Annotated in this window: 10 protein-coding genes; 4 read left to right on the forward strand and 6 right to left on the reverse strand. The window is 43.1% G+C overall.

The genetic code is table 11. The features are described 5' to 3' along the window. The first annotated feature begins 9 nt into the window (after nucleotides 1-9). From HC725_RS11675 to ilvA, 3 genes are all read left to right on the forward strand, one after another. Complete coding sequence (locus tag HC725_RS11675; protein WP_190331997.1) at nucleotides 10-948, forward strand: branched-chain amino acid transaminase; 939 nt, start codon at nucleotides 10-12, stop codon at nucleotides 946-948. A 99-nt stretch (nucleotides 949-1,047) separates the two neighbouring features. Beyond that, a complete protein-coding gene (gene ilvD, locus HC725_RS11680) occupies nucleotides 1,048-2,889 on the forward strand; it encodes a dihydroxy-acid dehydratase (protein ID WP_190331998.1) in 1,842 nt (613 codons plus the stop codon). 4 nt (nucleotides 2,890-2,893) lie between these two features. Further along, nucleotides 2,894-4,447, forward strand: a complete 1,554-nt coding sequence (gene ilvA / locus HC725_RS11685) for a threonine ammonia-lyase, biosynthetic (RefSeq protein ID WP_190331999.1) — start codon at nucleotides 2,894-2,896, stop codon at nucleotides 4,445-4,447. 89 nt (nucleotides 4,448-4,536) lie between these two features. On the opposite strand, the gene punR is transcribed toward ilvA, so the two are convergent. Then, nucleotides 4,537-5,436, reverse strand: a complete 900-nt coding sequence (gene punR, locus HC725_RS11690) for a DNA-binding transcriptional activator PunR (RefSeq protein ID WP_190332000.1) — start codon at nucleotides 5,434-5,436, stop codon at nucleotides 4,537-4,539. A gap of 119 nt (nucleotides 5,437-5,555) precedes the next feature. Between punR and punC the strand changes: the two genes are divergently transcribed. Next, nucleotides 5,556-6,746 carry a purine nucleoside transporter PunC gene (gene punC, locus HC725_RS11695; RefSeq protein ID WP_190332001.1) on the forward strand — a complete coding sequence of 397 codons (1,191 nt, stop codon included), beginning with the start codon at nucleotides 5,556-5,558 and terminating at the stop codon, nucleotides 6,744-6,746. Between the two features lie 111 nt (nucleotides 6,747-6,857). Here the strand turns inward: punC and glmU are convergent, their stop codons facing one another. The 5 genes from glmU to atpA form a co-directional block, all read right to left on the reverse strand. After that, nucleotides 6,858-8,216, reverse strand: coding sequence for a bifunctional UDP-N-acetylglucosamine diphosphorylase/glucosamine-1-phosphate N-acetyltransferase GlmU (gene glmU, locus HC725_RS11700; RefSeq protein ID WP_190332002.1), 1,359 nt, complete (start codon nucleotides 8,214-8,216; stop codon nucleotides 6,858-6,860). Nucleotides 8,217-8,442: 226 nt separating this feature from the next. Then, complete coding sequence (locus HC725_RS11705; protein WP_190332003.1) at nucleotides 8,443-8,862, reverse strand: F0F1 ATP synthase subunit epsilon; 420 nt, start codon at nucleotides 8,860-8,862, stop codon at nucleotides 8,443-8,445. 60 nt (nucleotides 8,863-8,922) lie between these two features. Next, nucleotides 8,923-10,326 (reverse strand): F0F1 ATP synthase subunit beta, encoded by a 1,404-nt coding sequence (gene atpD / locus HC725_RS11710; protein ID WP_190332004.1) that lies wholly within the window; start codon nucleotides 10,324-10,326, stop codon nucleotides 8,923-8,925. Between the two features lie 52 nt (nucleotides 10,327-10,378). After that, a complete protein-coding gene (atpG, locus tag HC725_RS11715; protein WP_190332005.1) occupies nucleotides 10,379-11,245 on the reverse strand; it encodes a F0F1 ATP synthase subunit gamma in 867 nt (288 codons plus the stop codon). A gap of 127 nt (nucleotides 11,246-11,372) precedes the next feature. Continuing rightward, nucleotides 11,373-12,914, reverse strand: a complete 1,542-nt coding sequence (atpA, locus tag HC725_RS11720; protein WP_190332006.1) for a F0F1 ATP synthase subunit alpha — start codon at nucleotides 12,912-12,914, stop codon at nucleotides 11,373-11,375. Nucleotides 12,915-12,925: the final 11 nt, after the last annotated feature.

Genomic DNA, 12,925 nt, shown 5'->3' on the forward strand with positions numbered 1-12,925 from the left:
AAGAAGAAAATGTCTACAAGCACAGCAGATTTTATTTGGTTTAATGGTGAAATGGTTCCTTGGGCAGAAGCCAATGTCCACGTATTAACGCACTCAATGCACTATGGTACCTCTGTTTTTGAAGGCGTTCGTTGCTACGACACCCCTAACGGACCGATTGTTTTTCGCCATCGTGAACACATGCAGCGCTTAAAAGATTCTGCCAAAATTTATCGATTCCCTATTCCATATTCAGTCGATGAAATTATGGAAGCATGTCGTGAAACTCTGCGTGCCAATAAGCTTGATTCCGCTTATATCCGTCCACTTGGTTTCATTGGTAATGTCGGTCTAGGTGTTTGCCCTCCTGTCGATTCCAAAATGGAACTGATTATTGCCGCTTTTCCGTGGGGCGCATATTTAGGCGAAGAAGCCCTTGCTAACGGTGTCGATGCCATGATTTCTAGTTGGAATCGTGCTGCACCAAATACCATTCCAACCGCTGCAAAAGCTGGTGGTAACTACCTTTCTTCACTACTTGTCGGTGGTGAGGCTCGTCGCCATGGTTATGATGAAGGTATTGCACTCAGTGTCAGCGGGTATATATCTGAAGGCGCGGGTGAAAACATTTTTGTAGTAAAAGATGGCAAGATAGTCACGCCACCATCTACTAGCTCGATTTTGCCGGGCATCACACGTGATTCAATTGTTATACTAGCCAAAGATTTAGGTTACGACATTATTGAAGCAAACATCGCGCGCGAAGCATTATATCTAGCAGACGAAGTCTTCATGACGGGCACCGCAGCAGAAATAGTACCAGTACGCAGTGTAGACCAAATCACCGTGGGTGAAGGCAAACGTGGCCCAATTACTGAACACATTCAATCGACTTTCTTTGGCCTATTTAATGGTTCAACAGAAGACAAGTGGGGATGGCTCGATCCAGTCTATCCACAAGGTAAATAAACCTAAAGATAAGCAAGCTGTAAGGTAAAAACTCATCTATATAGGAGGTACACGCCTCCTATTTCGCATTAAAAGCTATTGTATTAAAAGGATTTAAATATGCCCATCTATCGTTCCGCTACCACCACTCATGGTCGAAATATGGCAGGTGCTCGTGCTTTATGGCGCGCCACTGGCGTTAAAGAAGAAGATTTCGGTAAACCTATCATTGCGGTTGTAAACTCCTTTACTCAATTCGTACCCGGCCATGTTCACCTAAAAGATATGGGTCAATTAGTGGCGGCCGAAATTGAAAAAGCGGGCGGTATTGCAAAGGAATTTAATACAATTGCGGTAGATGATGGTATTGCGATGGGCCATGGAGGGATGTTGTACTCACTACCTTCACGCGAACTCATTGCCGATTCAGTCGAATACATGGTTAATGCGCATTGCGCCGATGCCATGGTGTGCATTTCCAACTGTGACAAAATCACGCCGGGAATGTTAATGGCATCATTACGCTTAAATATTCCAGTCATTTTTGTGTCTGGCGGCCCAATGGAAGCAGGTAAAACTAAGTTATCTGATCAAATCATCAAGCTTGATCTGGTTGATGCCATGATCCAAGGCGCAGATCCAAAAGTTTCCGACGCTCAAAGTGAGCAAGTAGAACGCTCAGCTTGCCCAACTTGTGGTTCATGCTCTGGTATGTTTACCGCTAACTCAATGAACTGTTTAACCGAAGCGCTAGGTTTAAGCCAGCCGGGTAACGGTTCTATGCTCGCCACTCACGCCGATCGTGAACAACTGTTCTTAAATGCTGGTCATCGTATTGTTGAACTGACTAAACGTTATTATTTAGAGGATGATGAATCTGCTCTGCCACGCAATATTGCATCACGCGCGGCATTTGAAAATGCCATGGCTCTTGATGTAGCAATGGGTGGATCAACCAATACCGTGCTGCATTTAGTTGCGGCGGCTCAAGAAGGTGACATTGACTTCACCATGGAAGACATTGATCGCATCTCTCGTCTCATTCCAAACATCTGTAAAGTAGCACCTTCTACTCCAAAATATCATATGGAAGATGTGCACCGAGCGGGTGGAGTCATGGCAATTTTAGGTGAGTTAAACCGAGCTGGCCTTATCAATAACCAAACCAATACCGTGCTAGGCATGACGATGGATGAGCAATTAGCCCATTACGACATCATGCAAACTCAATCAGAAGACGTGAAAAAATTCTTCCGCGCCGGTCCTGCTGGTATTCGTACCACTAAAGCTTTCTCGCAAGATTGTCGTTGGGACACTCTCGATGATGACCGTGAGAATGGTTGTATTCGTACCAAAGCCAATGCCTTTAGCCAAGATGGCGGTTTAGCCGTACTCAGCGGTAATATCGCCTTAAATGGCTGCATTGTAAAAACGGCTGGTGTGGATGAAAACAGCCTAACATTCCAAGGCCCAGCCGTAGTATTTGAAAGCCAAGAAAGTGCTGTTGAAGGTATTTTAGGTGGAAAAGTAAAAGCAGGCGATGTCGTGGTTATTCGCTATGAAGGTCCAAAAGGTGGCCCAGGCATGCAAGAAATGCTGTATCCAACCACTTATCTTAAATCGATGGGTTTAGGCAAAGAATGTGCGCTATTAACCGATGGCCGCTTCTCTGGCGGTACATCAGGCTTATCGATTGGCCATGCCTCACCAGAAGCCGCCGATGGTGGAACGATTGGTTTAGTCAACCAAGGCGATATCATTACCATCGATATTCCAAACCGTACCATTGAGCTTGAAGTCAGCGAGCAAGAGCTGGCTGAACGTCGTGCTAAGCAAGATAAATTAGGCTGGAAACCCGTTGCGCGTGAACGCGTAGTGTCTTATGCACTTAAAGCTTACGCTATGCTTGCCACCAGCGCAGATAAAGGTGCGGTACGTGATAAATCTAAGCTAGAAGGGTAATCCCATGGCCGAAGATAGTGAGCAAACCAAGCTAAACCTTCCGCATACTGGCGCAGAATACCTGCGCCATATCTTGCGCGCGCCAATTTATGACGTCGCGCAAGTCACGCCATTGCAAACGCTCACCCGCTTATCTGAGCGTTTAAGTAATCATATCCAGCTTAAACGTGAAGATAGACAACCCGTTCATTCATTTAAACTGCGCGGCGCTTACAATATGGTTGCCAGCTTAAATGATGCACAAAAACAAGCGGGCGTGATCACAGCATCAGCAGGGAATCATGCACAAGGTATCGCGTTATCGGGTAAGCATTTATCCATTCGCGCTATTATCGTGATGCCAAAAACCACCCCCGATATTAAAGTGAATGCGGTGCGTGGTTACGGCGGTGAAGTTGTATTACATGGTAATAATTTTGATGAAGCCAAAAGTGAAGCCGAGCGTTTAGCGGCTAAGCATGGTTACACTTATGTGCCACCCTTTGATCATCCTTTGGTGATCGCAGGGCAAGGGACTATTGGCATGGAAATGCTGCAACAAAATGGTCACCTTGATTATATTTTTGTGCCCGTTGGTGGTGGTGGTTTAGCTGCTGGCGTTGCGGTTCTAATTAAGCAATTAATGCCTGAAATCAAAGTGATTGCCGTCGAGCCTGAAGATTCAGCTTGTTTGAAAGCAGCGCTTGATGCAGGGAAACCGGTGGCTTTAGAACGAGTCAGCATGTTTGCCGATGGCGTAGCAGTCAAAATTATTGGTAATGAAACTTTCCGTTTGTGCCAACAACATTTAGATGGACACATTACGGTTTCTAGCGATGAAATCTGCGCGGCCGTCAAAGATATTTTTGAAGATACGCGAGCAATTGCCGAGCCATCAGGCGCACTTGCATTAGCGGGTTTGAAAAAGTATGCCGAACAACATCAACTAAAAGATAAGCAGCTAGGCGCAGTGCTTTCAGGTGCCAACACCAACTTCCACGGATTGCGTTATGTGTCTGAACGCTGTGAGTTGGGTGAGAAACGTGAAGGCTTATTGGCCGTGACCATTCCTGAACGCAAAGGCGCTTTCTTTGAGTTCTGTAATCTTATTGGTGGACGAGCGGTAACCGAGTTTAACTATCGCTATAACGACGATAAACAGGCCAATATTTTTGTCGGGGTACGCCTACAAGAAGGCCAGCAAGAGCTTGATCATATTGTAGAGGATTTACGTGCGGGTGGTTATCCAGTAGCAGATTTATCGGATGATGAAATGGCAAAACTGCATGTACGCTATATGATTGGCGGCAAACCACTTAAGCCGCTACAAGAACGTTTATACAGCTTTGAATTTCCAGAGTCACCGGGGGCACTACTGAACTTTTTAAGTACCTTAGGCACCCACTGGAATATTAGCTTATTCAACTATCGTAACCACGGCGCCGATTATGGCCGTGTACTATGTGGTTTTGAACTGGCTGATTCCGATCTAGAACGATTCTCCGCTCATCTAAAAGAGTTGGGCTATCAATATAAAGACGAAAACGATAGTCCATCGTATAAGTTCTTTTTATCCTAGAAGAGCACTAAATTTCTGAGATCTAAAAGGTGGCGCGGTTATCTTACTGCCCACCTTTTTATTAATAATCTAAATATTGGAAACATACTTTATTCCAACCACTGTTTATGCAACTGTTCACTATCTCCAAGATAATCGATCAACCATTCCACCAGCTTATTGCCTTCATCTTTACGCCACACCAAACAACAAGCACTTAATAGTTTATCACCACTGATCTGTGCTTCAATTAACTCTCTTTGAGCAATAAAATGCTTAGCCATATGACGAGGCATATACCCCATTCCAACCTTGTTTTTAAGGCATTCAATCGCACTAAACCAGTTAGGTAGTAATAAACGGCGTTGTTGCATTGAATGCCAAGTATGCCTTTTAGGTAGTAACGTAGAAGTATCATCCAAACAGATCGCAGGAATATTCATTAAATCGTCAGCGGTTAATTCACTTTTATTCGCTAAAGGATGGTCAACCGCCATCACATAAGCCCAATCAATTTCACCCATCGACTTCACCCCATAATCACCACTAACAGGAATAGCGGAAGTGGCTCCAATCACAATGTCAGCACGACCTTCTGAAATGGCTTCCCATGATCCATTAAATACCTCCATATTAATTTGCAGTTCAGCAAAATCAAAAGTACGGTAAAAGTCTTCAATTAAAGGCTTTAGTTGCTCAAGTTTAACGATATTATCTAAAGTAAGCTTAACGGTTTTGTGGTAACCATTTTCCACTCGTTTAGTTTGTGCTTTCACCTCTTCCATATGACGTAATAATTGGCGAGCTTCATTGATAAAGTGCTGCCCAGCTTCAGTGAGCTCTACCTTGCGCGCTAAACGATTAAATATTTTCACACCTAATTCATCTTCAACCTGACGAACTGCATAACTTATCGCTGAAGGTACTTTATGTAATTGCTCGGCGGCAGCAGTAAAACTCCCAAGTCGTGCAATGGTATCGAGCATTTGCAGAGATTGTTTTGAATACATTTGACACCACCAATTATCCATCAAAAAATTTGAACGCTAACTCAAAATTATAACGTTTAATTTTGTCATAAGGAAAATTTATACTAGTGCTAATAGATTAACTTTTTAGTGGCACTGATATGAATATTGCAAAAACACAACTCTTTTACCTTGCTGCATTGTCGATGCTGGGCTTTGTTGCGACTGACATGTACCTTCCAGCTTTTAAAATACTCGAAGATCACTTTTCAACTGGACCAGAATCGATTGCGCTTTCTTTATCGATTTTCTTAGCCGGTATGGCATCAGGACAGTTATTGTGGGGATTGGCATCGGATAAATTTGGCCATCGAAATACGCTAGCTGTCGGGTTAGTACTTTTTGCTTTAGCGTCATTAGGATTAAGTTTTAGCCAAGAAGTTTGGCAATTATTGACACTACGATTTGTACAAGCAATAGGTGTATGTGCTCCAGCTGTAATTTGGCAAGCCATGGTGATCAAGCGTTATTCTAGCTCAGTAAGCCAACAAGTTTTTGCTTCAATTATGCCTCTGGTGGCGCTATCTCCGGCAATCGCACCGCAACTTGGTGTGTTTTTAATGACTCACTTTGGTTGGTCAAGTATCTTTATTTTCTTAACCGTGGTTGGTGCAGTGTTAACCTGTATCACTTTAACCCAAGCAAAAGATGAAGCTGAAGAACCAAAGCAAACCTCAGTAAAACAAGATATTAAAGCATTATTCAGCTCTCACGTGTACTTAGGTAATGTGCTGATGTTTGCAATGGCTTCTGCCTGTTTTTTTGCCTACTTGACTGGCATGCCTGAAATCATGACCTCGATGGGATATGACGCTAAAGATATTGGTTTGAGTTTTATTCCACAAACCATTGCCTTTATGACGGGAGGTTATTTTGGTAAGCGCTATGTTGCGAAGCTAGGTGATGCCAAAGTTCTTAAAGTATTACTGGCTTTATTCGGCGCTTCTGCCATCGTCATGTTTATTGCTTCCAATATGGCGATTACAACAATTTGGCCAATATTAATACCATTTTGCTTTATTGCTGTTGCCAACGGTGCGTTGTATCCAATAGTGGTTAACCGTGCTTTATCAAGCTGTAAAAATAGCCCAGCAACAGCGGCTGGTTTACAAAATAGCTTACAGATTTGTATTAGCGGTTTAGCCAGTGCATTAGTCGCTACTTATGCCAGCCAAGCACTACCAACAACTGGTATCACTGCCATTTTATGTACCATCGGTTTATTAGCTGGCTACTTCATGGCAACATCGAAAAAGGCATTGAAGGCCGTTGTTCTTACTGAAAAAAATTAGCGTTTAATCAATTATATACCTTTAATTAAGGTCATTAAAAATGCCGCGCCTCTCAGGTTCCAGTAACAGAGAGTCGCGGCATTTTTGTATTCATATCACATGAGAAAAATATTACTTTTTCGTTGGACGCTTCCAACCAGCAATCACTCGCTCTTTAGCTCGAGTAATAATAAGCTCACCTTCATTCACGCTCTTGGTTACTGTAGTACCTGCACCAATTGTTGCACCATTTGCGATACTAACAGGGGCGATCAATTGTGCATCAGAGCCCACAAAAACATCATCACCAATAATGGTTTTAAACTTGTTCGCACCATCGTAATTACAAGTGATAACACCCGCACCAACATTCACTCGGTCACCAATTTCAGCGTCACCTAAGTAAGTTAAATGACCGGCTTTTGAATCCACACCCAAACGCGCATTTTTAATTTCAACAAAATTACCCACGTGAGCTTTGATTTTAAGCTCTGTTCCAGGACGAAGACGCGCAAAAGGCCCTACAGTACACTCTTCACCAACGGTCGCACCATCAATAATGGTATATGGACTAATCACGCTGTTATCATCGATTTCACAGTCTTTTAATATACAACCAGCACCGATCACCACGTTATCACCAATAGATACATTACCTTCAATGATGACGTTCACATCAATTTCAACATCCATTCCACACTGCAGTTCACCACGCAAATCAAAACGATTTGGATCGCGTAGCATTACGCCTTGCTCTAATAATATTTGCGCTTGCATCGATTGATAAGCACGCTCTAAACGAGCTAATTGAGCACGATCATTAACCCCTTCGACTTCGATTGGGTTAACAGGATGAACCGCCTCAACCGCGCGACCTTCATCATGCGCTGCGGCAATAATATCGGTTAGGTAATATTCTGCTTGAGCATTCTCATTTTTAAGTGCTGCCAACCAACGTTTAAGATCACCACCGGTTGCCACCATCACACCAGTGTTGATTTCTTTGATCAGTTTTTGCTCTTCAGTGGCATCTTTTTGCTCAACGATCGCCACAACAGGACCATTTTTACGAATAATACGACCGTAACCAGAAGGCTTATCTAAAATAACCGTTAATAGCGCAATACCGCCCGTTGGTTGTGCATCTAATAAGTTCTCAACCGTTTCTGTTGAAATTAATGGTACATCACCATACAGAATCAATACTTTTTCATCATCGGTAAAATCTGGTGCCGCTTGATTGACTGCATGTCCCGTACCCAACTGATCGGCCTGTAAAACCCAGTTAACCGATTCTTGTTCCAATTCTTTCTTCATTTGATCGCCACCATGGCCATACACCAAATGAATATTTTGAGCACCAACACTGGCGCAAGTATCAATGACATGTTTTGCCATCGGACGGCCAGCTAATGTATGAAGAACTTTAGGCTTATTGGAATACATGCGAGTGCCTTTACCCGCAGCAAGAATCACGGCACTGAATTTCATAAATGGGATTTCCTATTAATAGAATTGCGACTGATTTTACCTTAAACAAATTATTTTTTGTAAAAAACGTGAAAGTAATAAGCTATATATTGATCTACCACTTAATGACTTATCTTATTTTTAATATATTTCAGGGCAGAGCTACACGATAAAAAAACAAAAAAAGGCGACCACACGGGTCGCCTTATCTTTTGACTGCTAAAGTATTTTTTAACTGATACTGTATTTAGCGGAGTTTTCTAGTCAATTCAATCACTCGTAATTGAGCCATTGCTTTGGCTAACTCACTAGCTGCTTGGGCGAAGTCAATATCGTTATGCTGATTTTGAATATGTTCTTCAGCTTTACGCTTGGCTTCTTCTGCCTTCGCTGCATCTAAGTCTTCACCACGGATTGCGGTATCAGCTAGTACCGTCGCAGTACCAGGCTGAACTTCCAGCATACCACCAGAAACATAAATAATTTCTTCGTGGCCGTGTTGCTTAACTAAACGCACCATACCAGGCTTAATAGCAGATAACAGTGGAGTATGCCCAGGATAAATACCCAGCTCACCTTCACTACCGGTCACCATGAACGATTCGACAGTACCTGAAAATAAATTCTTTTCTGCACTCACGATATCGAGATGAAAGGTCATAGCCATGTTGCCTCCTAATTCACTTTATCGCTTATACCCAGCGTTAACTGGGTATAGTTTTTAAGCTTACAGCTTCTTAGCATTCTCAATAGCATCGTCAATAGTACCGCAGTACATGAACGCTTGCTCAGGAATGTCATCGTAATCACCAGCAATTAGACCTTTAAAGCCGCGTAGTGTCTCTTGAAGAGCAACATACACACCAGGGTCACCAGTAAATACTTCCGCTACGTGATAAGGCTGAGTTAAGAAACGTTCAATCTTACGAGCACGAGATACAAGTTGCTTATCTTCTTCAGATAATTCATCCATACCTAGAATCGCGATGATGTCTTTTAGCTCTTTATAACGTTGTAGCGTTGTTTGAACACCTTGAGCAATACCGTAATGCTCTTGACCAACAACCAATGGATCCAACATACGAGATGACGAATCTAATGGGTCAATCGCAGGGTATAAACCCATTGCGGCGATATTACGGTTAAGTACAACCGTTGCATCCAAGTGAGCAAACGTCGTAGCCGGAGATGGATCGGTTAAATCATCCGCAGGTACATATACCGCCTGAACAGAGGTAATTGAACCTTGTTTAGTCGAGGTAATACGTTCCTGAAGAACACCCATCTCTTCAGCTAGTGTTGGCTGATAACCTACCGCAGATGGCATACGACCCAATAGAGCCGATACTTCTGTTCCCGCAAGGGTATAACGATAGATGTTATCGATGAACAATAGTACATCACGACCTTCATCACGGAATCTTTCCGCCATAGTTAGGCCAGTCAGTGCTACGCGTAGACGGTTTCCAGGTGGCTCATTCATTTGGCCATAAACCATTGCTACTTTTGATTTTTCAGGCTCTTCGATGTTTACAACACCCGCTTCCTGCATTTCAAAGTAGAAATCGTTACCTTCACGAGTACGCTCACCAACACCGGCAAACACAGATAAACCTGAGTGTTGCAATGCGATATTGTTGATAAGTTCCATCATGTTAACGGTCTTACCTACACCAGCACCACCGAATAGACCAATTTTACCACCCTTAGCGAATGGACAAATTAAGTCGATTACTTTAACACCGGTTTCTAGCAATTCCGTTACGTTAGATTGCTCTTCATAACTTGGTGCTGCGCGGTGAATAGCATAATGCTCTTCTGCGCCAATTTCACCACACTCATCGATAGCATCACCTAACACGTTCATGATGCGACCAAGTGTCTTTGTTCCTACTGGTACTGAGATTGGAGCACCGGTATTCGATACTTCCAACCCACGACGTAAACCATCAGAGCTACCCATTACGATTGCGCGAACCACGCCACCGCCAAGTTGTTGCTGAACTTCAAGAACAAGACGCTCTTTTGATTCAGTAACGTTCAGGGCATCGTATACGCGAGGTACACTGTCCTGTGGGAACTCTACGTCGACTACTGCACCGATGATCTGTACGATCTTACCTGTAGCCATCGTTAAATCCTCTAAACTATTTAATTACCTAAGCACTAATTTAATAGCAACATTAAACCGCTGCTGCACCTGATACGATTTCTGACAATTCTTGTGTGATCGCTGTTTGACGAGCTTTGTTATACACAAGTTGTAAGTCATCAATTAAGTTGCTTGCATTATCTGTTGCAGCTTGCATCGCCACCATTCGAGCCGCTTGCTCACAAGCAAGATTTTCAACCACACCTTGATACACTTGAGATTCAACATAACGCTTCAACAAGGCATCTAGCAGTGGTTTTGGCTCGGGTTCATAAATATAATCCCAAGAATGTGTGCGTTTCATGTCATCGCTATCCGATTTAGGCAAAGGTAGCAATTGATCGATCTTTGGTTCTTGTACCATGGTATTCACAAATTTATTGAATACCACGTAAAGGCGATCTAACTCACCTTCATCATATTTCTGTAGCATCACGCCAACGCTACCAATCAAAGATTCAAGACTTGGGTTATCCCCTAATCCAGAAATTTGGGCAGACAATTTTGCGCCTGTGCCTTTGAAAAAAGTGGTTGCTTTAGAGCCAATAACAGCCACTTCCACACCAGCACCTTTCTCTGTCCAATCTTTAATGTCATTTAGAGCACGCTTAAACAAGTTAATGTTCAAACCGCCACATAAACCACGATCGGTTGAAATAATGATGTAACCAACTTTTTTAGCTTCACGCTCTGCGAGATAAGGATGCTTATACTCTAAGTTTGCGTTTGCTACATGACCGATCACTTTACGCATTGTTTGTGCATATGGGCGCGAAGATTCCATAGCGTCTTGACTACGACGCATCTTAGAAGCTGCTACCATTTGCATTGCTTTCGTAATTTTTTGTGTGCTTTGAACACTACCAATTTTGGTACGAATTTCTTTTGCGCCGGCCATCGTTACTCTCCGTTAATAAGGACCCACTAAAGGGAATCCCGTTAATGGATATTCGTTATTGGTGATGAGACTTCGTTGCTTACGTTTTTTACAAAAGCGAATATGCATCGAAAACATCACCTCCGAATTACCAGGTCTGGGTTGCGATAAAATCATCAACAAGCTTTTTCAGCGTTGCTTCGATTTCATCATTATAAGCACCCGTCTTGTTGATTTCAGAAACGAAATCAGCATATTGACCATGAGCATACGACAGTAATGCTGATTCAAAATCCGCCAGCTTATTAATTGCGATATCGCCAAGATAACCGCGTTCAGCTGCAAAAATCACCAAAGCTTGATCAAAGACTGAAAATGGAGCGTATTGCTTTTGCTTCATCAACTCAGTTACTTTTTGACCATGGTTTAACTGTTTCTTAGTTGTTGCATCAAGATCAGATGAGAACTGAGCAAATGCTGCTAGCTCACGGTACTGTGCAAGAGCGGTACGGATACCACCAGACAGTTTCTTAATGATCTTAGTTTGTGCAGCACCACCTACACGAGATACTGAAATACCAGGGTCAACCGCAGGGCGAACACCAGCATTAAATAGCTCCGTTTGTAGGAAGATCTGACCATCGGTAATCGAGATTACGTTAGTCGGTACGAATGCAGATACGTCACCAGCTTGTGTTTCAATGATAGGAAGCGCTGTTAAAGAACCAGTCTTACCTTTCACTTCACCATTCGTAAACTTCTCAACGTAATGCTCGCTTACACGAGACGCACGTTCAAGTAGACGTGAGTGAAGATAGAAAACATCGCCTGGAAAGGCTTCACGGCCTGGTGGACGTTTTAGAAGTAAAGAGATTTGACGGTAAGCTACCGCTTGCTTAGATAAATCATCATAAACAATCAAAGCATCTTCACCGCGATCACGGAAGTATTCACCCATTGCACAACCTGCATATGGCGCAAGGTATTGCAATGCCGCAGACTCAGAAGCTGACGCAACAACCACAATAGTGTTTGATAGTGCGCCGTGCTCTTCAAGTTTGCGTACTACGTTAGCAATTGTTGAGGCTTTTTGCCCAATAGCTACGTAGATAGAAAAAATTCCAGAATCACGTTGGTTGATAATGGCATCAATTGCCATTGCCGTTTTACCAGTCTGACGGTCACCGATGATAAGTTCACGTTGACCACGACCGATTGGAATCATTGAGTCAACAGACTTATAACCCGTTTGTACAGGTTGGTCTACAGACTTACGGTCGATAACCCCTGGTGCAATCATTTCTACTGGAGAAGTTAATTTTGCATCAATCGGACCTTTACCATCAATAGGTTCACCTAGTGTGTTTACAACACGACCAAGCAGTTCAGGACCAACAGGTACTTCAAGGATACGACCAGTACCCGTAACTTTCATGCCTTCCTGAAGGTTAGCATACGGGCCCATTACTACTGCACCAACCGAGTCTCGCTCAAGGTTAAGTGCGAGCGCGTAAAGACCGCCCGGTAATTCAATCATTTCACCTTGCATCACGTCCGCTAGGCCGTGAATGCGGATAATACCATCACTTACAGATACAATTGTACCTTCATTGCGAGCTTCACTTACAACATTGAATGACTCAATACGTTGCTTGATCAGTTCACTAATTTCTGTGGAATTAAGTTGCATGCTCCAATCCC

The sequence above is a fragment of the Vibrio sp. S17_S38 genome (assembly GCF_014694375.1).
Classification (GTDB): Bacteria; Pseudomonadota; Gammaproteobacteria; order Enterobacterales; family Vibrionaceae; genus Vibrio.

Excerpts from the sequence above, each read along its gene's own strand:
- HC725_RS11675 (WP_190331997.1), top strand. The coding sequence starts at position 10 with ATGTCTACAAGCACAGCAGATTTTATTTGGTTTAATGGTGAAATGGTT.
- ilvD (WP_190331998.1), top strand. The coding sequence starts at position 1,048 with ATGCCCATCTATCGTTCCGCTACCACCACTCATGGTCGAAATATGGCA.
- ilvA (WP_190331999.1), top strand. The coding sequence starts at position 2,894 with ATGGCCGAAGATAGTGAGCAAACCAAGCTAAACCTTCCGCATACTGGC.
- punR (WP_190332000.1), bottom strand. The coding sequence starts at position 5,436 with ATGTATTCAAAACAATCTCTGCAAATGCTCGATACCATTGCACGACTT.
- punC (WP_190332001.1), top strand. The coding sequence starts at position 5,556 with ATGAATATTGCAAAAACACAACTCTTTTACCTTGCTGCATTGTCGATG.
- glmU (WP_190332002.1), bottom strand. The coding sequence starts at position 8,216 with ATGAAATTCAGTGCCGTGATTCTTGCTGCGGGTAAAGGCACTCGCATG.
- HC725_RS11705 (WP_190332003.1), bottom strand. The coding sequence starts at position 8,862 with ATGGCTATGACCTTTCATCTCGATATCGTGAGTGCAGAAAAGAATTTA.
- atpD (WP_190332004.1), bottom strand. The coding sequence starts at position 10,326 with ATGGCTACAGGTAAGATCGTACAGATCATCGGTGCAGTAGTCGACGTA.
- atpG (WP_190332005.1), bottom strand. The coding sequence starts at position 11,245 with ATGGCCGGCGCAAAAGAAATTCGTACCAAAATTGGTAGTGTTCAAAGC.
- atpA (WP_190332006.1), bottom strand. The coding sequence starts at position 12,914 with ATGCAACTTAATTCCACAGAAATTAGTGAACTGATCAAGCAACGTATT.